Source organism: Streptomyces sp. NPDC000134, assembly GCF_042899225.1.
In the GTDB taxonomy this organism is placed as follows: domain Bacteria; phylum Actinomycetota; class Actinomycetes; order Streptomycetales; family Streptomycetaceae; genus Streptomyces.
In genome coordinates this window covers 55,501-78,685 of the sequence record NZ_JBIAZN010000007.1, presented here as the reverse complement: position 1 = coordinate 78,685, position 23,185 = coordinate 55,501, and the positions used below count along the sequence as shown (strand labels likewise).

Annotated in this window: 14 protein-coding genes; 9 read left to right on the top strand and 5 right to left on the bottom strand. The window is 75.8% G+C overall.

The window, feature by feature from the left end; all coding sequences use genetic code 11:
• The first annotated feature begins 5 nt into the window (after positions 1-5).
• Genes ACFY32_RS12500 through ACFY32_RS12490 form a run of 3 tightly spaced genes read left to right on the top strand, consistent with a single transcriptional unit; the run spans position 6 to position 2,384 of the window.
• Positions 6-254, top strand: a complete 249-nt coding sequence (locus tag ACFY32_RS12500; protein WP_390674087.1) for an acyl carrier protein — start codon at positions 6-8, stop codon at positions 252-254.
• Positions 254-1,738 (top strand): class I adenylate-forming enzyme family protein, encoded by a 1,485-nt coding sequence (locus tag ACFY32_RS12495; RefSeq protein ID WP_390674252.1) that lies wholly within the window; start codon positions 254-256, stop codon positions 1,736-1,738. The genes ACFY32_RS12500 and ACFY32_RS12495 overlap by 1 nt, the downstream gene beginning before the upstream one ends.
• 4 nt (positions 1,739-1,742) lie before the next feature.
• Positions 1,743-2,384 carry an enterobactin synthetase gene (locus tag ACFY32_RS12490; protein WP_390674086.1) on the top strand — a complete coding sequence of 214 codons (642 nt, stop codon included), beginning with the start codon at positions 1,743-1,745 and terminating at the stop codon, positions 2,382-2,384.
• Between the two features lie 56 nt (positions 2,385-2,440).
• Here ACFY32_RS12490 and ACFY32_RS12485 read toward each other — a convergent pair whose 3' ends face one another.
• From ACFY32_RS12485 to ACFY32_RS12475, 3 genes are all read right to left on the bottom strand, one after another.
• Positions 2,441-2,635, bottom strand: coding sequence for an antitoxin (locus ACFY32_RS12485; protein ID WP_390674085.1), 195 nt, complete (start codon positions 2,633-2,635; stop codon positions 2,441-2,443).
• Positions 2,636-2,712: 77 nt separating this feature from the next.
• Positions 2,713-6,567, bottom strand: coding sequence for a type I polyketide synthase (locus ACFY32_RS12480; protein WP_390674084.1), 3,855 nt, complete (start codon positions 6,565-6,567; stop codon positions 2,713-2,715).
• Positions 6,560-15,184 carry an amino acid adenylation domain-containing protein gene (locus ACFY32_RS12475; protein WP_390674083.1) on the bottom strand — a complete coding sequence of 2,875 codons (8,625 nt, stop codon included), beginning with the start codon at positions 15,182-15,184 and terminating at the stop codon, positions 6,560-6,562. Before ACFY32_RS12475 ends, ACFY32_RS12480 begins: the two co-directional genes overlap by 8 nt.
• Positions 15,185-15,641: 457 nt before the next feature.
• Between ACFY32_RS12475 and ACFY32_RS12470 the strand changes: the two genes are divergently transcribed.
• Both ACFY32_RS12470 and ACFY32_RS12465 read left to right on the top strand, forming a co-directional pair.
• Positions 15,642-16,940 carry a condensation domain-containing protein gene (locus ACFY32_RS12470; RefSeq protein WP_390674082.1) on the top strand — a complete coding sequence of 433 codons (1,299 nt, stop codon included), beginning with the start codon at positions 15,642-15,644 and terminating at the stop codon, positions 16,938-16,940.
• 62 nt (positions 16,941-17,002) lie between these two features.
• Positions 17,003-17,521: an RNA polymerase sigma factor gene (locus ACFY32_RS12465; protein WP_390674081.1), complete on the top strand. Its 519-nt coding sequence runs from the start codon at positions 17,003-17,005 to the stop codon at positions 17,519-17,521.
• 69 nt (positions 17,522-17,590) lie between these two features.
• Here the strand turns inward: ACFY32_RS12465 and ACFY32_RS12460 are convergent, their stop codons facing one another.
• Positions 17,591-18,280: a PAS domain-containing protein gene (locus ACFY32_RS12460; protein ID WP_390674080.1), complete on the bottom strand. Its 690-nt coding sequence runs from the start codon at positions 18,278-18,280 to the stop codon at positions 17,591-17,593.
• Positions 18,281-18,904: 624 nt separating this feature from the next.
• Here ACFY32_RS12460 and ACFY32_RS12455 point away from each other — a divergent pair.
• Genes ACFY32_RS12455 through ACFY32_RS12445 form a run of 3 tightly spaced genes read left to right on the top strand, consistent with a single transcriptional unit; the run spans position 18,905 to position 21,603 of the window.
• Positions 18,905-20,155, top strand: a complete 1,251-nt coding sequence (locus ACFY32_RS12455; protein ID WP_390674079.1) for a helix-turn-helix domain-containing protein — start codon at positions 18,905-18,907, stop codon at positions 20,153-20,155.
• Between the two features lie 46 nt (positions 20,156-20,201).
• Positions 20,202-21,038, top strand: a complete 837-nt coding sequence (locus tag ACFY32_RS12450) for an alpha/beta fold hydrolase (RefSeq protein ID WP_390674078.1) — start codon at positions 20,202-20,204, stop codon at positions 21,036-21,038.
• Positions 21,039-21,060: 22 nt separating this feature from the next.
• Positions 21,061-21,603, top strand: coding sequence for a TetR/AcrR family transcriptional regulator (locus ACFY32_RS12445; protein WP_390674251.1), 543 nt, complete (start codon positions 21,061-21,063; stop codon positions 21,601-21,603).
• A 52-nt stretch (positions 21,604-21,655) separates the two neighbouring features.
• Here ACFY32_RS12445 and rpmG read toward each other — a convergent pair whose 3' ends face one another.
• Positions 21,656-21,820: a 50S ribosomal protein L33 gene (rpmG, locus tag ACFY32_RS12440; protein ID WP_190204578.1), complete on the bottom strand. Its 165-nt coding sequence runs from the start codon at positions 21,818-21,820 to the stop codon at positions 21,656-21,658.
• A gap of 200 nt (positions 21,821-22,020) precedes the next feature.
• Between rpmG and ACFY32_RS12435 the strand changes: the two genes are divergently transcribed.
• Complete coding sequence (locus ACFY32_RS12435; RefSeq protein ID WP_390674077.1) at positions 22,021-23,010, top strand: NAD(P)-dependent alcohol dehydrogenase; 990 nt, start codon at positions 22,021-22,023, stop codon at positions 23,008-23,010.
• Positions 23,011-23,185 lie beyond the last annotated feature (175 nt).

Here is a 23,185-nt window from a genome sequence, read left to right as displayed (position 1 = left end):
AAACCATGAGCACCATCAGGGAGTTGCTGGTCGAACTCACCGGCACCGCCGAGTACGCGGACGCCGTCGGCGACGACGTCGACCTCGCCGCCAGCGGCATCGACTCCGGGGACCTGGTGCGCCTCGTCCTCCTGGTCGAGCAGCGGCTCGGCGTGGAGATCACGGCGGAGGACATGGAGGAGCTGCACACGATCGCCGATTACGAGCGCTTCGTGGCCGAGCACTCCGTCGCCGGTGCCACCGGCGGTGCGTGATGTGGCTGACCCAACTGCTGGAGCGCAACCGCCAGTGCTGGCCCGACCGGACCGCGCTGGTGGACGAGGAGCGCAGCGTCACCTGGGCCGAGTTCCACGACCGCACGCTGCAACTGGCGTACGGGCTGGCCGAGCTGGGCATCGAGCGGGGTGACCGGGTCGCCGTCCTCGCCAAGGACCGCATCGAGGTGCTGGAGACCTACTTCGCGCTCGCCCGGCTCGGCGCCCTGTTCGTGCCGCTGAACCACAGCCTGGCCGTGCCCGAGGTCGCCGGGATCGTCGAACGCGTCGGGGCGGTGGCCGTCCTCGGTGAGTCCGAGCTGCTGGACCGGCACACCGAACTGCCCGCGTCGGTACGGATCAGGATGGCGCTGGACAAGCCCGCATTCGAGGCGCTGGGCACCCTGGCCGCCGAACGGGAGCTGCCGCGGGTGGCCGACACCGACCCCGTCGCCGTCCTGCACACCTCGGCGACCACCGGGCGGGCCAAGGGGGTCACCGTCGACAGCGGCTCGTTCCGGGCCATCGCCCTGGGCTGGCTGGTCATGGCCCGGCCCACCGACGGCATCGTCATGGTCAACTGCTGCCCGCTGTACCACGGCAGCATGGTGGTGTCCCTGACCTACCTGGCGGCCGGCGCCACCGTGGTGCTGATGCCCGGCTTCACCCCGCAGCGGGCGCTCGCCGCGGTGGAACGGCACCGCGCCACCCACATGTGGCTGGTGCCGCAGATGCTGCGCTTCATGCTCCAGGCCAAGGCGTCCCACCGCACCGACCTGTCCTCGCTGCGGGAAGTCCTCTACGGCGCCGCCCCGATGCCGCTCGACGTGTACGCCGACGCGGTACGGCGGCTCGGCTGCGGCTTCCGGCAGGTGTACGGCATGACCGAGGTCGGCGGCCCGTTCGTCACCCTCGGCCCCGACGAGCACCCCGCCCCCGGGGACGTCACCGCCCGCATCCCCTGCGGCCGGGTCGTGCCGGGCATGTCCGCCCGCGCGGTGGACGCGGACGGCCGGGAGCTGCCGCGCGGCGGCATCGGCGAGATCGTGGTGCGCGGGCCCGGTGTCATGCAGGGGTACTGGAACGACCCCGAGGCCACCCGCGAGATCACCCTCGACGGCTGGATCAGGACGGGTGACCTGGGGTTCGTGGACGACGAGGGCCGGATCAGCCTGGTGGACCGCACCAAGGACGTCATCATCCGGGCCGGCCAGAACGTCTATCCCTCGGAGATAGAGCGCGCCCTGCTGACCCACCCGGCGGTGCGGGACACCGCGGTCGTCGGGATGCCCGACGAGGACTACGGCGAGGTGCCGCTGGCGTACGTCGTCCCGGAGCCGGGCACCGACCCGGGCGCGGCGGAGCTGCTGGAGCACGTGGCGGGGCTGCTCGCGCCGTACAAGCGCCCGCGGCGGGTGGAGTTCATCGAGCAGGTGCCGCGCAACCCCGCCGGGAAGATCGTCAAGAAGTCGCTGCGGGTGTGAGGCGGTGACCGGGCCGGTGGCCCTCGACGCCCTCGCCCGTTCGCGTCCGGCGCTGGCCGCCGCCGGGCTCGGCCTCGGTGTCGCCGCCGTCGGCGAGCGACTGGCACCCGCGGGTCCCGCCGAGGCGGCGGCGGCCGGTGCGATGCCGCCGCGGCGCCGCCGGGAGTTCCTGGCCGGACGGCACGCCGCCCGGCGGGCGCTCGGCGCGGTCGGCCTGGACTGCGGGGAGATCCCCCGCTCGGGCCGGCTGCCGGTGTTCCCGCCGGGCCGGGCGGCGTCGATCTCGCACAGCGCGGGGATCGCGGTCGCCGTGGCCCGCGCCCCGGGCCGCGGCGACGGCCCGCTCGGCTGCGATCTGGAACTGCGGCCCCTCCCGCCGCACGCGGCACGTCTGGTGCTGCGCGCGGACGAGGAGGGGCCGCTGCGCGCCGGCGGCTGGTCGGTGACCGCGCTGTTCTCCGCCAAGGAGGCCGCGTGGAAGGCCCTGTACGTGCCCGGCCGGGAGCACCCGGGGACCCTGCGGGACCTGCGGGCGAGCCCGTCGGGGGACGTTCTGCGCATCGCCGCGCGCACGGGCCCGGCCCGGACGGTGCGGGTGCGGGTGGTGCCCGTCGGGGCCGGGGTCTTCAGTCACGTCCTGGACTGACCGCGCGCCTTGGCCCCCGGTGCCGGGCACCGGGGGCCAAGGCCGTTCGGCGTGCGTCAGGGCCGGGGTGTGCCGCCGTCGCGGTAGGAGCGGCGTACCGCGTCGGCGGCCTTGTCGGTCTGGGCGTCGTACTTGTCGCCCGTGCGCCGGTCGACCGCCCGCTCGGCGCCCGAGACGCCCTTGTCGGCCTGGTCGGGGTGGCCCTTCGCCATCTTCTTGGCCTTGTCGGCCATGTCACCCAGCTTGCCCATGGGATACCTCCCGGCGTTGCGTGTGCGTCTTACCGGACCGCGGGTACCCCCGCGGTCCGGTGCGAATCACCCCGTTGTCAGCCGCCGAGCGCGCGCAGGGCCTTGGCGACCGCCTCGCCGATCCGGGCGATCGGCTCCGGCTCGGTCATCTCGTAGTGGCCGCAGGGCACTCGGTGGTCGTGGAGGGTGCCGTCGACCCAGGGCCGCCAACTGTCGGCCTTGCCGGGCAGCACCGCGAGGTCCGCCGGGAAGTCGGCGGCCTCCTCCTGGGCGCTGAAGAACAGCACGTCACCGTGGTAGACGCGGGGCGTGAACTGCGGGGCGATGCGCAGGTTGTTGCGCATGACGGCGGCGATGGCCGCCGCCTCCTCGCGGGTGACGGGCGAACTCGCCGGGTCGGCGGCCACGGCGGCGCCGATCCGGTCCAGGACGGTGTCGACGTCCGGCGGCGCGGCCCCGGGGCCGGCGGCCAGGCCGGCCATCCGTGCCAGCAGGGCCGCGACCTGGCGTTCGGCGGCCTCGGGGTGGTGGGCGGTGCCGTGCGGCTGCGGGGCGTCGAGCATGGCGAGGAGTTCGACGCGCTCGCCGGCTTCCTGCAGCGCGCAGGCCATGGCGTGCGCGACGAAACCGCCGTAGGACCAGCCCAGCAGCCGGTACGGGCCGTGCGGTCGCACCTCGCGCACCAGGTCCAGGTACGTGCCGACCATGGCGGCGGCGTCCGGGGCGGGCGGCCGGGTGCCGTCGAGGCCGGCCGCCTGGATGCCGTAGACGGGCTGGTCGCCGCCGAGATGGGGCAGCAGGCCCGTGTACCGCCAGGAGACGCCCGCGCCGGGGTGCAGGCAGAACAGGGGCGTGGCGCCGCCCTCGGCGCGCAGCGGCAGCAGCGGGCCGAGCGCGGTGGGGGCGCTCCCGGGCGTGTCCCGGTGCCGCTCGCCGGACGCGGCGAGGACGCCGGCGACCGTGGGCGCGGCCATCAGCTCCGCCGCCGGAACGTCCAGGACGCCGGCCCCGCGCAGGCGGCCCGCGAGCAGCACGGCGCGCATCGAGTCGCCGCCGAGGTCGAAGAAGTTGTCGTGCACGCCGATGCCGCCGATGCCGAGGGTCTCCTCCCACAGTCGGGTGACCGCCTTCTCGCGTGCGGAGCGCGGCGGCACGTACCCGGTGGTGAGCCGGGGCCGCGGGGCGAGGTCCGCGGCGGGTTCCGCCGCGGCCGGGGTGTCCGCCGCCGCGGAGCCCGTGCGGGCGCCGGGGGCGTCGATCCAGTGCCGGTGCCGTTCGAAGGCGTACGGCGGGAGCGGGGTCCGGCGGGGTGTGCCCGGGACCGGCGGGAGTGCGGTGTCGACGCCCGCGCTCCACAGGCGTCCCAGGGCCTCGGCGAGGACGAAGCCGTCGGACGCCTCGGCCTTGGCGTGCCGCATGGTGGTGACCGTGACGGGCGGGTCGTCGGCGAGGCGGCCGGCGGCGAGCTTGGTCAGGGTGTCGCCGGGTCCGATCTCGACCAGCACGGGGCGCAGCTCGTCCCACAGGGCGGTGATGCCGTCGGCGAACCGCACGGTGTTCCGGGTGTGGTCCAGCCAGTGCCGTACGGAGGTGGCCCGGTCGTCGGTGATCCAGGTGCCGGTGACGTTGGTGACGTACGGGAGGCGCGGCGGGCGCAGGGTGACCCCGCGCAGATGGGTCTCGTAGGCCGGCAGGACCGGGTCGAGGACGTGCGAGTGGGCGGCGGCGGGGATGCGCAGCCTGCGGAAGGGCACGCCGCGGCGGGTGAGTTCGGCCTCGAAGCGGTCGACGGCGTCGGGGTGTCCGGCGACCGTGCAGGCGTTCGGGCCGTTGTCGGCGGCCAGGGACAGCGTGTCGTCGAGCAGCGGCCGGATCTCGTCGGCGGGGGCGGCGACGCCGACCGTGGCACCGCCGGCCGAGCGGATGAGCCGGATGCGTTCGGTGACCAGGGGCAGCATGTCCGCCAGGTCGATCACCCCGGCCAGGCAGGCCGCCGTGTACTCGCCCAGGGAGTGGCCGATCAGCGCGTCCGGGCGGACGCCCTGTTCGATGAGGGTGCGGGCCAGGGCGTACTGGGTGACGACCAGGCCGAGGAACGCGGCGGTGTCGTCGGGCCGGCGCTCCTCGAACAGGGCGGTGCGCACATCGGCGCCGAGCGCGGGCCGCAGGATGCGGGCGCACTCGTCCACGGTGTCCCGGTAGACGGTGTGGTCGCGGTACAGCCCGGCGCCCATGCCGGGGTACTGGGTGCCGCCGCCCGGCAGCAGGAAGGCCACCCGGGCGGGCTCGTCGGACACCGGCGGGGTGACCGGCGCGGCGGTGCGCAGCGCGTCGAGGGCCTCCTCGCGGGTGGCGGCGGTGACGGTGAGGCGGTGGCGCAGGGCGGGCCGGTCGGTGCGCAGGGAGTGCGCGATGTCGTCCAGGCGCGTCCCGGGCCGCCGTTCGAGGTGGCGGGCGAGGGCCTCGGCCTGGCCGCGCAGGGCGCCGGCGGTCCGGGCGGACAGCGGCAGCACCAGGCGGCGTCCGTCCTCGGGCGGCCGGGGTGCGGCGGGGGCGGCGGCCGGGGCCTCCTCCAGGACGACGTGGGCGTTGGTGCCGCCGATGCCGAAGGCGCTGACGGCGGCCCGGCGGGGGTGCTCGCCCTCGGGCCAGTCCTCCAGCCGGGTGGGCACGCGGAAGGGGCCGGAGTCGAAGTCGATGAGCGGGTTGGGCCGGTCGAAGTGCAGGCTCGGCGGGATCTGCCGGTGTTCCAGGGCGAGCACCGCCTTGATGAGCCCGGCGATGCCGGCGGCCGCGCCGAGGTGGCCGATGTTGGTCTTCACCGAGCCCAGGGCGCAGAAGCCGGTCCGTGCGGTGCTCTGCCGGAACGCCTCGGTGAGCGCGGCCACTTCGATGGGGTCGCCGAGTTTGGTGGCGGTGCCGTGCGCCTCGACCAGGCCGATGGTGCCGGCGTCGACCTCGGCCTGGGCCTGCGCGGCGAGGATGACCTCGGTCTGTCCGGGGGCGCTGGGCGCGCTGAAGCCGACCTTGCGGCGGCCGTCGTTGTTGACGGCGCTGCCCCGGATGACGGCCCGTATCCGGTCGCCGTCGGCGAGGGCGTCCTCCAGGCGCTTGAGGACGACGGCGCCGACGCCGTCGCCGGAGGAGGTGCCGGCGGCGTCCGCGGCGAAGGCCCGGCAGTGCCCGTCGGGCGAGAAGGGGCCGTCGGGGACGTGCCGGTAGCCGAGCGCGGCCGAGGGGTTGAGGGAGACGGCGGCGGCCAGCGCGGTGTCGCAGCGGTGGTCGAGCAGGTCCTGGCAGGCGGTGTGCACCGCGACCAGCGCGGTGGAGCAGGCCGTCTGCAGCGACACGCTCGGTCCGGTCAGGCCCAGTTCGTAGGAGACGCGGGTGGCGAGGGTGCCCAGGGAGTTGGCGGTGGCCGCGTGCACGAGTTCGACCGAGCCGGGCTGTCCGGCGTAGCGCGGGTACACGTGGGCGGGGTAGTAGCGGCTGTCGCCGGCGCCCGCGTACACGCCGAACGCCTCGTCCGCGCGGTCGCCGCCGAGGCAGCCGGCGTCCTCCAGGGCGTGGTAGGCGGTCTCCAGCAGCAGCCGCTGCTGCGGGTCCACGACGGCGGCCTCGGCGGGGGTGCAGCCGAAGAACCCGGAGTCGAAGCGGTCGATGCCGTCGACCACCGAGGCCATCCGGACGAGGGTGGGGTCGCCGAGGTCGCGGGGGTCGCCGCCGGCGGCGAGGAACTCCTCGTCGGTGACGGGGCGTACCGCCTCCCGGCCGGCCGCGAGGTTCTCCCAGAAGGCGTCCAGGTCGTCGGCGCCGGGGAAGCGGCCCGCCATGCCGATCACGGCGACGGCGGCGGCTTCCGGGTCGTAGGGCGCGTCGGTGTCGGTGTCGCGCACGGTCGCGGTTCCTCCCGGCTCGGTGGTGTCAGGCATGGCCCCGGTCCTTCCCGTGCCGGGCGGTGCGGCGGGCGCGGGCCGCACGCCGGCGCTGTGCTTGTTCCTTGGCGCGGTCCAGGCCGCCGGTCTCCTGCCGGTCCGGCCGGTCGGCGTCCGCCGCGGGGGCGGCGCCGAGGGCCGCCAGGTGCCGGGCCAGGTCCCGCACGGTGGGGTGGGCGAACAGGTCGACGACCGACAGGCCGGTGCCGAACGCGCGGTTGACGGCGGACTGGGCGGTGACCAGCAGCAGCGAGTTGCCGCCCAGGTCGAAGAAGTTCTCGTCCCGTCCCACCCGGTCGCGGCCCAGTACGCCGCACCACACCTCGGCGAGCCGGTCCTCCAGCTTCCGCGGGTCCGCCTCGGCGTCGCCCTGGTCGCGGGGTGTGCCGGTGCCGGCCGAGCGCAGCGTCCAGTCCCCGTCGGGCAGTCCGGCCGCGCGGGCGCCGTCGGCCGCGGCGCGGTACAGGGCGCCCAGGTCGGCGCCGTCCTCCAGGCCGACGCGTGCGGCCAGGCGGCGTACCTGGCGGACCGGGGCCGTCACATGGCTGCGCACCCAGGGCGCGCTGCGGTCGGCGCCGATCAGCAGGTGCGGTTCGTCCAGGGTGCGGGCGAGGTCGAACGAGCGCAGCGCGGCGGGGGTGTCGAGCACCCGGTAGCCGCGGGCCTCGGTGAGCGCCGTGAGCCGGTAGCCGCGGCTCATGCCGCGCTCGCGCCACATGCTCCAGGCCAGCGACTGCGCGGGCAGGCCGAGGGCGCGGCGGTGCAGGGCCAGGGCGTCCAGGCAGGCGTTGGCGGCGGCGTAGGCGGCGTTCATGGCCCCGCCGAAGTAGCCGTTCACCGAGGAGAAGGTGACGAAGGAGGAGACGGGGTGGTCCGCGCTGACGCGGTGCAGTGTCCACGCGCCGCGTACCTTCGCCGCGAGCGCCCGGTGCCAGGTGGCGGCGTCCAGGTCGCCGACGGGGCGTTCGACGAGGGTGCCGGCCAGGTGCAGTACCGACGTCAGGGGGACGCCCCACGCCTCGGTGGCCGCGTCGATCGCGGCCCGCACCTGGTGTTCGTCGGTGACGTCGGCGCGGGCGTAGCGGACCTCGCCCAGCTCGTTCAGGTGCGGCGGGACGGCGGCCCGGGAGCGGCCGGTGATCAGCAGCCTGGTACCGGGGGTGCGCAGCAGGTGGGCCGCGAGTTCGGTGCCGACCCCGCCCAGTCCCCCGGTGATCAGGGTGAAGCCGTCCGGTGCGGGCGTCCCGGCGCGGGGCGCGGCCTCGGGCAGCGGCGCGAGCCGGCGTTCGTAGCGGTGGCCGTCGCGGTACGCCACGTCGGCGCCGTCGGTGACGGCCGCCGCCTCGGCCAGCAGGACGGGCAGCGGGTCGGTGTCCTGCGGGGCGAGGTCGTCGGTGTCCTGCGGGGCGAGGTCGAGGTGCGTGCCGCGCAGCCCGCCCGACTCCTCGCCCAGCGACTTCAGCAGGGCGCCCGCCATGGCGTGCGCCGGAGCGGGCCGGTCCCCGGGGCGTACCGCCTGGGCGCCCGCCGTCACGTACAGCAGGTCGACGGGGCGGTGGGTGCCGGGCCGGGCGGTGAGGGCGCGGGCGAGCGCGAGCAGGCCGAGCGCGCCCGTGTCGTCGTCCGGGGTGTCGGCGCCGCGCAGTCCGCCGAGGTGGAGGACGGCGTCGACCGGTCGCTGGTCGCTGTCCAACTGCCGCAGCAGGGTGGTGTACGCGGTCTCGTCGCCGGGCCGGACCCGGTAGTGGGCGGCGTCGGTCCGGGCGTACGAGGTGCCGTCGGTGACCAGCGTGCACAGGCCGCCGTCGGTCCGCAGCGCGTCGGCGAGCCGCCCGGCGAGCCGCTGGACCGCCGGGTCGCCGCCCGCGAGGACGAGGGTGTGCCGGCCGGGGCGGGACGCGGCGGGCGGGCGTTCCACGCGCTGCCAGACCGGGCGCAGGAACCAGTCCGGCACGGTGGCGGCGGTGCCCAGCAGCACCTGGGCCCGGCGGACCTCCTCGTCGAAGGCGCCCGCCTCGAAGCCCTTGCGCAGCCTGGTGCGCTGGATCTTGCCGATCTCGGTCTTGGGGATCGCGTCCTGCCCGACGGGGACGAGGAAGGCGGGGCTGACGCCGATCTCCCGGGTGACCTTGCCCGCGATCGAGCGCAGGAGTTCGGCGGTGACCTCCGCGGCGGGGTGGAAGAAGAGGGCGAGTTCGTCGGTGGGTGACGCGGGGTCGGAGCGGACCGCGACGGCGGCGGTGAAGCTGCGCTCGACGGACGGCAGTTCCTCGACGCACGCCTCGATCTCGTGGCTGTAGTGGTTGACGCCGTTGACGATGATGACGTCCTTGGCGCGGCCGGTGATGTACAGCTCGCCGTCGCGCAGGTACGCCAGGTCGCCGGTGTCGAACCAGCCGTCCTCGGTGAACGCCTCCGCGTCGGCCGCCGGGTTGTCGTGGTAGCCGCCGGTGACGGAGGTGCCGCGTACCTGGAAGCGGCCGGCCTCGCCCTCGGTGAGGACCGTGCCCCGCTCGTCGACGATCCGCATGGCGAACCCGGGGTAGGGCAGGCCGCAGCTCACGAACGTCCCCTCGCCGGGGGCGGGTTCGGCGGGCAGCACGGCGTCGGTGACCACCGAGCAGGTCTCGGACATGCCCCAGCCGGGGTGCATCACGTCCTGCGGCAGGCCGAACGGCTCCAGCGCGTGCAGGAACCGGCGGGCGGCCGAGGCCACGACGACCTCGCCGGCGTTCATCACCAGGCGCATCGGCGTCAGGTCCCACGTACGGCCGGTGAAGCGGCCGGACTCCTCGGCGAGCAGCCCGAAGGCGAAGTTGGGCGCCCAGGTGACGGTGACGCGGTGGCGGTCGGCGAGGTCCATCCAGCGCAGCGGGTCCTGGAGGACGTAGGAGGTGGGGGCGTGGATCTGGCGGCAGCCGAGGTACACGTCCCGCAGGTGGAACATCACCACGCCGGTGACGTGGTCGAGCGGTATCCAGTTGAGGGAGACGTCGGCCGGGCCGAGCCCGTTCATCTGCTCGGTGGCGGCGGAGCGGGTCAGCACGTTGCGGTGGGTGAGCCGCACCGCCTTGGGCAGGCCGGTGCTGCCGGACGTCATCAGCATCAGGATGAGGTCGTCGGGCCGGGCGGGGTGCCAGTCGTGGTCCTCGGGTGCCTCGCGCAGGTCGTCGGCGGTGGTCAGCCGCAGTCCGGGCCAGTCCTGGCGGGCGGCCAGGCCGCGCAGCCCGGCCGCCAGGGGCGCGGAGCACACGATCCACGGGCGGCCGAGCATCCGCCAGATGCCCTCCAGCTTGGTCAGCGCCGCCGAGGGGGTGTCGTAGGAGGCGGGGACGGTCAGCGGGACGGCGACGAAGCCGCCGAGGACGCAGCCCCACAGCACGGCGAGGAAGTCCTCGGTGGCGTCGCACTGGAGGATCACCTGGTCGCCGGGGCGCAGTCCGGCCCGGCGCAGTCCGGCCAGCACCCGGGACGCCTCCGGGATCAGCGAGGCGTAGGTGCGCCGGTGTTCGCTGCCGTCGGCGTGCACGTGGACGATGTCGCCCCGGTCCCGTTCGGCGGCGCGGCGCAGCGCCGCCGCCCAGTCCGGCACGGACGGTTCGGCCAGTGCGGGGCCCTCGCTGAGCGCGGGGACGGTGGAGGCGCGGCCGGTGCGGCCGGCGGCGGGGGCGGCGGACGCGGCCGGGCGGCCGGGCCGGCCGGTGTGGCGGCGTCCCAGTTCCTCGGGGGCGTCCTCGGCCGTCACCTCGGCGGCGGTGACCCCGGGGACGCGGGCCAGTTCCTCGCGCCAGGCTTCGGCGGCGGCGCGGTCGACGGCGGGCAGGGACCGCAGCGCCCCGGTGTCGAGGGTGCCGTCGTCGTGGTGGGGCAGGGCGTTGACCGCGGTGACCCGGACGGTGCCGTGGCCGGCGCGGTGCAGGACCTCCTCGACGCGTTCGGCGGCGTCCGCCCGGCCGGGCACCACGTACAGGCGCGGCATGCCGCCGTCGGCGCCGGGGAGGGCGCGGGCGTCGCGGATGCCGGGCACCGACCGGGCGGTGTCCTCCAGTTCCGCGAGGCCGGGGCCCGGAGTGGCGGTGCGGGCGGGGAGCGCCGGGAGCCGCCCGACCCGGACGCCGGGGTCGGCGCTCACCGTGCGCAGGACCTCGCGCAGGGCGTGGGCGAACGCCTCGGCCGTCTCGGTGTCGTACAGGTCGGTGGCGTACTCGATGTGCAGGGTGAGGCCGTCGGGGGCGCCCTCGGGGGTGTGCCGTTCCAGGACGTCGACGAAGAGGTCGAACTTGGCGGTCCCGGTGGCGGTGGGCCGCAGTCGGGCCGGGGCGCCGTCGAGGCGGAGCACGGCGGGTTCGTTGTTCTGCAGGGCCAGCATGACCTGGAACAGGGGGTGCCGGCCGGGCCTGCGGGGCGGGTTGAGTTCGTCGACGAGCCGGTCGAAGGGCAGGTCCTGGTGGTCCAGGGCGGCCAGGTCGGCCGTGCGCGTCCGGGCCAGCAGGTCACGGAAGGCGGGGTCGCCGGAGGTGTCGGCGCGCAGCACCAGGGTGTTGGTGATCAGGCCGATCAGCGGGTCGAGGGCGGGTTCGGTGCGGCCCGCGACGGGGGTGCCCAGGACGATGTCCTCGCCGGCGCCGCCGCGGGTGAGCAGGGCGCTGACGGCGGCGTGCAGCACCATGAACAGGCTGGCGCCCTCCCGGTCGGCCAGGCCCAGCAGTGCCCGGTGCAAGGCGGCGTCGACGAGGGTCTCGACGTGTGCGCCGGTGCCGCGCGGCGCGGTGGGGCGGGGCCGGTCGCCGGGCAGGGTGCACTCCTCGGGCAGACCGGCCAGCGCGGTGCGCCAGTGGGCGGCCAGCCGCTCCAGTCGTCCCGGGCCGTCCGGTCCGGGGGCGAGCAGGGCCCGCTGCCACAGCGCGTAGTCGGCGTACTGGACGGGCAGCGGCGCCCAGTCGGGGGCCCGGCCCGCGCGGCGGGCGGCGTAGGCGGTGCTCAGGTCGTCGGCGAAGGGGCGCAGCGACCAGCCGTCGGCCGCGCTGTGGTGCAGCACCAGCAGCAGGGTCCGGTCGGTGCCGGTGCCCAGCAGCCAGGCGGCGAGCGGGAGGTCGGCGGTGAGGTCGAAGCGGTGCCGCAGCGCGGCGGTGACGTGGGCGGCGGTCTCCGTGGCCGGGCAGTCGACGCGGCGCAGGCGCGGGCGGGCCTCCCCCGGCGGGATGATCCGCTGGCAGGGCACGCCGTCGTGTTCGGCGAACACCGTCCGCAGGCTCTCGTGCCGGTCGGTCAGGTCGCCGAGGGCCGCCTGGAGCGCCTCGGCGTCGAGGCCGGGGTCCAGGGGGACGAGGAGCGGGATGTTGTAGGTGGCCGCGCCGTCGTCGAGGCGGTGGAGGAACCACATGCGTTCCTGCGCGTAGGACAGCGGCAGCCGCTCGGGGCGTACGGCGGCGCCGAGCGCCGGGCGCGGCAGGCCGCTGCCGCCGTGCGCGCCGAGGCGCTGGGCGAGGGCGGCCGGGGTGGGGGTGTCGAACAGGGCGGTGATGGGGACCTCGGCGCCGGTCGCGTGCCGCAGTCCGGCCAGCAGACGGGTGGCGAGCAGGGAGTCGCCGCCCAGGTCGAAGAAGTCGGCGTCGATGCCCACGGTGTCCCGGGGCAGCTTGAGCACCTCCTCGAACAGGGCGCAGAGCAGGGCCTGTTGGGGGTCGGCCGGGCGGGTGCCGGTGGCGGCGGCGGTGAAGTCGGGGGCGGGCAGGGCGCCGGTGTCGAGCTTGCCGTTGGCGGTCAGCGGCAGGGTGTCCACGGGGACGCAGGCGGCCGGGACCATGTGTTCGGGCAGGCGGGCCGCGGCGTGGGCGCGCAGTGCGGCGGGGTCCAGCGGGCCGGTGCCGGACGGCACCGTGTAGGCGACGAGCTGCTGGACGCCGTGGCCGGCGCGGCGGACCACGACGGCGGCGCGGGCGACGCCCGGGTGGGCGGCGAGGACCGCCTCGATCTCGCCGGGTTCGACGCGGAAGCCGCGGAGCTGCACCTGCGCGTCGGCCCGGCCGAGGTAGTCCAGGGTGCCGTCGGGGCGGCGCCGCGCCAGGTCGCCCGAGCGGTACATGCGGGTGCCGGGCGGGCCGAAGGGGTCGTCGAGGAAGCGCTCGGCGGTCAGTCCGGGCCGGTCCAGGTAGCCGCCCGCGACGCCGGCGCCGGAGACGTACATCTCGCCGGTCGCGCCGGGCGGCACCGGCCGGCCCCCGGCGTCGAGCAGGTGGACCCGCAGGTCGGCGAGCGGGGTGCCGATGACGCTGCCCCGGCGCGGGTCCGCCAGGTCGGCCGGGGTGAGGCGGTGGTGGGTGACGTGGACGGTGGTCTCGGTGATGCCGTACATGTTCACCAGCGCCGGGCGGTCCAGGCCGTGCCGGTCGGCCCAGGGCCGCAGCCGCGCCGGACGCAGCGCCTCGCCGCCGAGGACGACATGGCGCAACGCCCCGCTGTCGCCGCCCCGTTCGGCATCGGCGTCGATCAACTGCTCGAACGCCGACGGGGTCTGGTTCAGGACGGTGACGCCCTCCCGGTGCAGCAGCTCCAGGAACTCCCCCGGGGAGCGGCTGACCGTGTACGGGACCACGACGACCCGGCCGCCGTGCAGCAGGGCGCCCCAGATCTCCCACACGGAGAAGTCGAAGGCGTACGAGTGGAACAGCGTCCATACGTCGTCGGCGCCGAAGTCGAAGTGCTCGGCCGCGGCGGCGAACAGCCGCACCACGTTGGCGTGCGGGACGGGCACGCCCTTGGGGCGGCCGGTGGAGCCGGAGGTGTGGATGATGTACGCGGTGTCGGACGGGCCGGTCGGCCCGTGCCGGTCGGCGTCGGTGAGGTCGGCGGCGCGGCGGCGGGCGAGGTCGGCGGTGACCTCCGGGTCGTCCAGGCGGACGACGGGGAGCGTGTCCCCGGCGGTGTGCGCGCCCTCGGTGACCAGGACGACGGGTGCCGCGTCCTCGACGACCAGCCGCAGCCGCTCGGCCGGGTGGCCGGGGTCCAGGGGCAGGTAGGCGGCGCCGGTCTTGAGGACGGCGAGCAGGGCGGGCAGCAGGTGCGGACCGCGCTCCAGGGCCAGGGCCACCACCCGGCCGGGCCCGGCGCCGCGTTCGGTCAGCAGGCGGGCCAGCCGGTTGGCCGCGGCGTTGAGTTCCGCGTACGTCAGCCGCTGGTCCCCGCAGGTGACGGCGGTCCGCTCGGGCCCGGCCGCCGCCCGCTCCTCGAACAGCTCGGTGAGGGTCCGCTCGGCGGGATACGTGCGGACGGGGGCGTCGCGGGGGTGTTCGCCCGGCAGCAGGAGGTCCAGGTCCCGCAGCGGTGTGCCCGGCGCGGCCTCGCCCAGTCGGTCCAGCAGGGTGAGGAACCGGTCGCGGTGCAGGGCGAGTTCGTCCTCCTCGTACAGGGCGGGGTTGGCGTCGAAGGCCAGCCAGAGTCCGCCGGGGCGGGCGCCGGGCCGTACCGAGATCTGCAGGTCGTCGACCGCCCCGCCGGACAGGTGGTGCCAGGTGGTGGGGTGGCCGCCGAAGACGGGGGACTCGTCGAACGGGACGATGTTCAGTACCGGCCCGTACAGGCGCCGTCCGGTGCCGAGCAGGCCGAGGTCGCGGCGGAGGAACTCGCCCCGGTAGCGCTGGTGCCGGCGCAGTGCCTTCAGTTCCTCGGCGACGGCTCGCGTCAGCTCCGCGACGGTGGTGTCCGGGGCGGCGGCCACCCGGAGCGGGAGGACGTCGGAGGCGGTGCCGGGGGTGCGCAGGGCGGCGCTGCCGAGGCGGCTCATGGTGGCCAGGCCGAGCACCAGGTCCCCGGCGCCGGTCATCCGGTGCAGATAGGCGGCGGTGGCGGCGGCCAGCAGGTCGGTGCGCGAGACGCCGAGCCGGGCGGCGGCGGCGTTCAGCGCCTCGGCCCGTTCGGGTGCCAGGTCGGCGGTGCGGCGCAGGAAGGGGGCGGCGGGGGCGGCCGTGCGGGAGGTGAGCCGGGCGGGTTCCGGCAGCCCGGCCAGGCGCCCGGCCCAGTGGTCGCGATCGCGGGCGTGGTACTCGGACTCCCGGTAGGCGGCCTCCTCCCGCTGCAGCCCGGCCACCGGCGCGAATCCGGCGGGCCCCGGATCGCGGCCCTCGGCCAGCGCGTTGTACGTCTCGGCCAGGCGGCGGCCGAGGAGCTTGTAGCTGTAGCCGTCGAGGAGGATGTGGTGGGCCCGGAGCAGCCAGAGGAACCGGTCGGGGGCCAGCGTCAGCAGGGTGTGCGAGAACAGCGGGCCCTTGTCCAGGTCGGCGGGCGCCGCGAGTTCCGTGCGCACGTGCGCCCAGGCGGCGGCCTCGGGGTCTTCGGCGCCGCTGACGTCGACCCGGTGCAGGGGCCAGTCGTCAGCGTCCGGGGCGCGGTGGCACCTCGGGCCGTCGTCGGTGTCGGTGAAGCGCAGGGCGAAGGTGTCGGCCTCGGCGACGGTGCGGCGCAGCGCGGTCTCGAACAGGCCGGGGTCGAGCGGCCCGTGGACCTCCACCGCCTCCGCCGTGTTGTACGCGGCGCTGTCCGGTGCCAGCCGGCCAGCGTACCAGAGGCCCTCCTGGGCCCCCGACAGCGGTCGACGTCCGTCCTCCTGGAGTGACATAGCACAACCCTCACGTGGCAAGCCGTAATGTCCCGGACGGCGAAGGCCCGGCCGGATCGGAACGGGTGCGGCCACCGCCGCCCGCGCGGGTGCGCGGGGCACCGGGGCGACAGGCGGGGGGCCGCACGCCGGGGGCGGGGGAAACACGTCACCCAGCCCGGGTTCACGGCACACGACGGTGCGGTACCGGAACCGGCCGGGTCAAGGCCGGACCGCCGCCCGGACGCCGATTCAGGGAATTCCCTGGAGAATCGCGGCCGAGGGAGTGCGCCGCCGACCTCGACTTTTAGGGAATTCACGCGAGTTCGCCGCCGTCCGGGCTCCCCGCTGGATTCGGCCGCGCCGCGCGGTGCAGTCTCGGAAGCGTTCCGATTCCCCCCTGCGGTCCGCCGGTGCCGGCAGACCGGTCTCCGGGCCGCGGGCGTCCGAAATGAACGAGTGAAAGAGAGCTGACGGCATGTTCCGTGCGCTGTGTCCGGTCGAGACGCTCTACGTGGGGCAGAGAAGCAGGGCCGTCCTCTCCTGCCTCCTGCGCGGACGCGTCGACGTCGCGGCGCTGTCGGCCGCGTTCGACGCCATGACCGAGGCCAACCCGACGCTGCGCTCCCGCATCACCGAGGACGGCGCGGGTCACGCGCTGCGCCTCCTGGACGAGGACGAGCGGCCCCGCCTGACCACCCGCACCGGCGACGAGGAGACCGCCTACGCGGCGGAGCTGAACCGCCCGCTGCCCGTCGGCGGCCCGCTCAGCCGTGCCGTCCTGGTCAGCGCGCCGGACGGCGGGAGCCACCTGTTCGTCCTGGTGATCGACCACACCGTCACGGACGGCCACAGCAGCGTCGCCCTGCACAACGCGCTGTGGGACCGCTACCGGGCCCTGGTCGAGGGTGAGCCCTTCACCGACGCCCCGGCGGCCGGCGCGCCGCGCTGGCCGCGGCCCGCCGCCGAGTCGCTGCCCCCGGCCGACGCCGCCGCCACCGCCGCGTACCTCGCCGCCCGTACCGAGCAGGCGCGGCGCCACCCGGTCGAGCTGGTGCCGTACGACGTACGGCGTCCGGACGCCGCCGGGCACATCGAGGTGCGCCGGCTCACCCTGGACACCGGCCTCACCACGCGGTTGCGCGGCGCCGCGCGCCGGGCCGGTGTCTCCGTGCACGCGCTGATCGCCGCCTCCCTGCTGGCCGCGGCCCGGCGGCGACTGGACGGCGACGGCCCCCGCACCCTGGGCTGCCTCTCCCCCGTCGACCTGCGCTCCCGGCTGTCCCCGCCGCTGCCCGTCTCCGACCTGGTCCCGGCCGTCACCACCCATCTGCAGACGCTGGAGGTGTCCGGGACCGCGCAGCCGCTGGAACTGGCGCGGACCGTGCACGCCCGGCTGACCGGCTTCCTCTCCCGGGGCGATCACTTCCACGAGACGCGGATCACGCCCGAGATCCCCGGGAACCCCGCGCTGCAACTGGCCACGGTGATCGCCACCAACATGGGCGTGGTCCCCGGCCCGAGGCTGCCGGGCGGACTGCGGGCGGTCGACGTCCGTCTGGTGCCGGCCCGCGAACAGTACTTCCCGGGCGCCGGCCGCAGCCCCGTCATGGCGTGCGTGGTCTCCTTCGACGGGCGGCTCTCCATCGAGTTCCCCCACTTCACCGCCTGCTTCAGCCCGTCCTTCATGCGGGCGTTCCGCGACGACGTGCGCGAGGGACTCCTCGGCTTCGCGCACGCGGCGGAACCCGAGCCCGCCCGCGCGGCCACGGGCTGAGCCCGCACCCGCCCCGCTCACGCACCCGCCGGCCCGGCCGCCGTAAGGAGCCCTCCCCCGACATGACCACCGTCAGCGAACTCCCCTCCCCCCTGACGCTGCTCCCCCGAGCCCAGTCGGGCGACGAGCACGCGATGAACCACCTGCTGACCGGCATCACGCCCTATGTCGCGCGCATCTGCCGGTCGATCACCCACGACGACGGCGCCGACGCCACGCAGGAAGCGCTGCTCGCCATCTACCGCGGCCTGGGCTCGCTGCGCGAACCGGCGGCGTTCTACGGCTGGGTGCGCTCGGTGACGGTCCGCGAGGCCGTCCGCACCGTCAAGCGCTACGGCGAGGAACGGACCTGCTCGCAGATGGAGTCGAGGCAGGAGACGAATCCCCTGGACGCGGTCCACATCAGCGATGTGCTGGAGCGGCTCTCCCAGGCGCACCGGCAGGTCCTCACCCTGCGCGTGTACGGGCTGAACGAGGAGGAGATGGCCGAGGTGCTCGCCCTGCCCGTGGGCACCGTCCGCTCCCGTCTGTTCCGCGCCCGCCGCCGCTTCCAGGAGGCGTGGCAGCCCTCGGCGGCGTGAGGGACCGCGCGGCGGACGACGGCGGCCGCGGCGGTGGGCACCGCCGCGGCCGCCGTATGCCGGTCGGGGTCACTTCACGCGTTCGGGGAGGACGCGCGGCGGCCACTGGCCGGTGGCGAACATCCCCAGCGCGTGCGCCCGCGCCACCAGGGCGGGCCGGTTGGGCGCGTCGAACCGGCGCAGCATCTGCCCGACGCGGTACTCGATCCCCTGACGGCTCAGATAGAGACGGGAGGCCAACTGCACCGTGGACTCGCCGCTCGCCACGCCTTCCAGCACCTGGGCGTCGAGCGCGCTGAGCACCGGCGCGCCGCCCGGCGCGGTGGCCTTCTCCGGCCGCCGCGCTTCCCCGGTCCGGCGCAGCAGGACGACGACGCGGGTGATCTCGCCGGAGGGTCTCCGGGTGGCGGTCCCGGTCAGTTCCGCGGTGAAGGTCCGGCCGTCGCGGTCCCGGCCGGTGACGCTCTCGGTGAAGTGCCGGGACCGCCCCGAGCGGAGGGCGGCGAACCGTTCCCGCAGCGGTGCGGGACCGGCGGAACGCAGGAGGTCGAACAGGCCGTGGCCGCGTATCTCGTCCGCGCCCAGGCCGAATTGGCGGGCGAACGCGGGGTCCGCGGTGATGACGAGGAGGTCCCCGGGGGACACCTGGGCGGTGCAGGAACCCCCGGGCGCGGCACCGAGCGGTGCGCCGCCTCGGGCGGTGTGGTGGGTCTGGTTCTCCTTGCGGGGCGAGGCGTCGGGGAAACTCGTGGTCGCCACGGACGTACCGTCCTTCTTCCTGAGCGTGGGGGGCCGGGGAAGGGCCGCGCCGGCGGAGCGGACCGGTGCGCGACTGCCGGGGTGCCGGCGGGTGTCCGGAACCGGCGCGCGGCACCGCGTTCGGTGCCAACTGCCGGGTGCTCCGCGTCGTGCGGGGAATTCGGGGGGGGTGCTGGATCAGGGGGTGCCGAGGGACGGGCGCCGGTGCGGCCAGCCCCCGGATAACGTTGTCAGGGCCATTCGATCTCGCCGTTCGTCCTACGCGATGAGCCCGGAAGGGCGTGAGGCGGCACGAGAACCTCCACGAGACGAGTAGGGGATCGCATCAGGGGCGGCACCTTGAGACTAAAGGTCGGCAACTGCCCTGGCAAGGCTTTGCCAGGTGAACTGGGCAACCTGTCAACTTCCTTTCGGAGCGGCGGGTTTCACGGTCCGCGCACCCGGCGTCCGGTGCCCGTCCGGAGGGGCCGCACAATGCCTCTGAACTGGGAACTTACCCTGGCTCATAATGACTTGCCGCCCTGTCAAGTGCTCCATAAAGTGTTGACAACTCCACACGCCCGACCGTACGGGCCGGGGACGGAGGTCTCGACGCACGCACGACCATCGGACCAGAGGGGGGAGATGCTCGAGCAGCCGCATTTCGGCCGCCGGCTGAAGAGGCTCCGGCTGGAGCGGGGCCTGAGCCAGGCGGGCCTCGTCGGCGAAGGCATGTCGACGGGATACCTGTCCCGCCTGGAGTCGGGCGAACGGCGGCCCACCGAACGCGCGGTGGCCTATCTCGCGGAGCGCCTCGGCGTCGACGCGTCCGCGCTGACCGGGCCCGCGCGGGACCGGTCCCTGACCGGCGTACTGGCCGCCGTGGCGTCGGCGCCGCCCGGCGTGGACGGCACCGCGGCCATCAGCCGCGCGGTCGAGGAGGACCCGGGGGACGATCCCGCCGCCCGCTGGCAGGCGCTGTGGCTGCTGAGCCGCGCCGCCGGCCGCGAGGGTGACCACGAGCGCGAACGCGGGCGCCTGCGGGAACTGATCGAGCTGAGCGACCGGCTGGGGGCGGCCGAGCTGCGGGCCAGGGCGCGGGTGCGGTACGCCCGCTGCGCCCGCGCGCTCGGCGACATGCGCGCGGCGGAGCCGGCGGCCGTGGAGGCGCTGTCCGTCGCCCGCGCCGAGCAGCTCTCCGCCTCCGACACGACGGCCGCCCTGATCGTGCTGATCAGCATCGAGACGGAGCTGGGCCGGCTGGAGGCGGCCGGCCGGCACGTGGCGGAACTGGAGCGGGAGCTGCTGCCGAAGGCGGCGCCGGCCCAGGCGGCCGAGGCGCTGTGGACGGCCGCCATGGTCAGCAACCGCCAGGGCGACCACGCGACCGCCCAGGCCCGGCTGGAGACGGCCCTGGAACTCCTCCAGGGCAAGGACGACCTGACCCTGTGGACCCGGCTGCGGGCCGCCGCCACGGCCGCCGCGCTGCAGATGTCACCGCCCCGGGTGGCGGCGGCCGACCGCTGGCTGAGCGAGGCCGCCTCCGTCCTCGACCTGATCGGCACCCCGCTCCAGATCCAGGAACTGCGCGCCCTCCAGGCCCATCTCGCCTTCCACAAGGGCGAGTTCGACCGGGCCCGCGCGCTCGGCCGGGCCCTGCTCGACGACGAGGACCTGCGGCTGTCCTACCGCGACCGGGTGCGGCTGCACGTCCTGGACGGACGGCTGACGATCCTGGCGGGCCGGGCCGACGAGGGCATCGCGGTCCTGCAACGGCTCGGCCGGGAGGCCGCGGAGTCGAAGAACCTCGACCTGGCGGCGCACATCTGGCAGTCCCTGGCCACCACCCTGGCCGACGTCCGCTCCCCGGACGCGCCCCTTGACGAACGCGGCTAACGACATTAGCTTTTAGCTAACACAATTAGCCACAGTGGGGGAAGCCATGACCGAGTACCTGACCGTGGACGGCGGCACCATCGCCTACGAGGTGGCGGGCTCCGGCCCGCTGATCGTGCTCGCGCACGGCATGGGCGACAGTCGCGCCGCGTACCGGGCGGTGATCCCCCCGCTGGTCGCCGCGGGCTACCGGGTCGCCGCCGTCGACCTGCGCGGCTGCGGCGAGTCCAGCGCCGAATGGCCCGAGTGGAGCCGCACCGCCATCGCCGGCGACCTGCTCGCCGTCGTCCGCCACCTCGGCGGCCCGGCCGTGCTCGTCGGCCACTCGGTCTCCGGCGGCGCCGCCACCATCGCCGCGGCCCGGGAGCCCGCGCTGATCACCGCCGTCGTCGAGCTGGCGCCGTTCACCCGCAAGCAGTCGGTGCGCCTCGGCGACCTGCGGGTACGGCGCTTCCGCCGGGGCATGTCCCGGCTGCTGGGCGCGGTCCTGTTCGGCAGCGCGAAGCTGTGGCGCTCGTACCTCGACGTGGCCTACCCCGGCGCGAAGCCGGCCCACTGGGCGCAGCGGCTCGCCCGCATCGACGCGCTGCTGCGCGAGCCCGGCCGGATGAAGGCCCTGCGCGGCATGGGCGGCAGCGCGCCGGCCGACGCCGGGGCGCGGCTCGCGGACGTCCGCTGCCCGGTCCTGGTCGTGATGGGCACGCTCGATCCCGACTGGGCCGACCCGCGGGCCGAGGGCGCGGCGGTCGTCGCGGCGCTGCCGCCCGGCCTCGGCCGCCTGGAGCTGATCGAGGGCGCCGGGCACTATCCGCACGACCAGTTCCCCGACCGGGTGGCGTCGCTGGTGCTGTCCTTCCTGCACTCGGACGCGGCCCGTGCCTAGGGCGGGCCTCGACCCGGCGGCCGTGGTCGCGGCCGGGGCCGCCCTCGCCGACGAGATCGGCGCCGCCAGGCTGACGATGGGGCTGCTGGCCGGGCGGCTGGGCGTGCGGACGCCGTCCCTCTACAAGCACGTGGCCGGCCAGGACGACCTCAACCGGCGGATCGCCGCGCTGGCGCTGAGCGAGGCGGCCGACGCGGTCGGCGGCGCGGTCCAGGGGTACGCCGGCCGCGACGCCCTGGCCGCCGCGGCCCGTGCCTTCCGCGCCTACGTCCTGGCGCACCCCGGGCGGTACGCCGCGACGATCGGCGTGGAGCCGTCCGGCCCCGACGATCCGGTGGCCGCCGCGGGCCGGAAGCTGCTCGACGCGTTCTTGGCGGTCCTGCGCGGCTACGCGGTCGCGGAGTCCGACATGGACCACGCCCTGCGCACCCTGCGCAGCCTCTGCCACGGCTTCGCCACCCTCCAGTCGGCGGGGGGCTTCCGGTGGAGCGCGGACATCGACGAGAGCTTCGAGTGGCTGATCGCCTTCGCCGACCGGGGCCTGCGCGCGATGTCCGCGCCCTGACCGCGCCTTCGTGCGCCCCGCCCGAGCCCCGGGCGCCCGGACGGGGCGGGGGTCAGCGTTCCTCGCGGAACAGGACGTGCCCGCCGGCCACCGGGTCGTACTTGCGCAGGACCAGCCGGTCGGGGTCGTTCAGTCGGTTCTTGCGGGTCACATAGGTGACCCCGGTGCCGGCCGTCGACTTCAGCTTGACGACCGGTCGCGTGGTGGCGCGTGCCATGAGGTGCTCCTTCCGTCCACCGCCCGAGCCGATTGACTCGAACACGTCAGACGCACCGTTCAACCGTCCGGCCCCCTGCCGCATTCCCGGCCTCCGGCGACCGGCGGCCGCACGAGGCTTGCGGCGGGGGCGTGGGGGTGCGACATGCTGCGGGGGCGGCGTCGAGGGCGCCGGCAGGGCGGACGAGGGGGCGGGAGCGGATGAAGGCGATCGTTCAGGAGCGGTTCGGTCCGCCGGACGTACTGCGGCTGGCCGAGGTGGACCGGCCCGAGCCGGGGGCCGGTCAGGTACTGGTGCGGGTGCGGGCCGCGGCGGTCAATCCGTACGACTGGCACATGCTGCGCGGTGATCCGTATGTGGCGCGGCTGCTCGGCGGCGTGGGGCTGACCCGGCCGAAGGCCAAGGTGGCGGGGATCGACGCGGCCGGTGAGGTGGCGGCGGTCGGCGCCGGTGTGCGGGGGGTCCGGCCCGGCGACGAGGTGCTGGGCTTCTGCCCCGGGGCGTTCGCCGAGTACGCCCGTACCGACGCGGAACTGCTGGTGGCCAAGCCGGCCGGCCTCAGCTTCGAGCAGGCCGCCGCCGTGCCGATGGCCGCGGTGACCGCCCTGCGCGGCATCCGCACCGTGGGGCGGGCCGAGCCGGGGCAGCGGGTGCTGGTCAACGGGGCGGGCGGCGGGGTGGGGACGTTCGCCGTGCAGATCGCCGCGGAGCTGGGCGCCGAGGTCACCGGGGTCTGCGGCCCGGACAACGTCGAGCTGGTGCGCTCCCTGGGCGCCTCCCGCGTGATCGACTACACCCGGGAGGACTTCACCGACGGGCGGGTGTGGTACGACCTGATCCTGGACAACGTCGGCAACCGCCCGCCGCGCCGGCTGTGCCGGGCGCTCACCCCGGCCGGGACCCTGGTGGGCAACGCCGGGGGGTCGCCCGGCCGGGTCTTCGGGGCGGTCGGCTCCACCCTCGTCCTGGTCGCGAGCCGTGCCGTCGCCCAGCAGCGCCTCCGCGTGCTGATCCCGGCCACCCCGGCCGGGCCCACCCACCGGGACCTGCTCACCGTCACCGCGCTCATCGACTCCGGCCGGCTGACCCCCGTGGTCGACCGGGTGCACCCGCTGGCCGAGGCGGCGCGGGCGGTACGCCACGTGGAAGGGGGCCACGCCCGCGGCAAGACCGTGCTCACCGTGGCCTGAGCGGGCCGCGGCGACAGTGCGCGTTCCCCCGGGGAGGCGAGGCATAGTGGCAGGAGCAGCGGCCGTCACGTCCGGCTTCCGTCCGGGCCGGGCCGGCCGGTTCCGCCGGAGGTCTCTCTTCGGGCCGATTCCCCGTCGTCCCCGGTGACACACAGGATGCCGGCCCGCGGGCCGC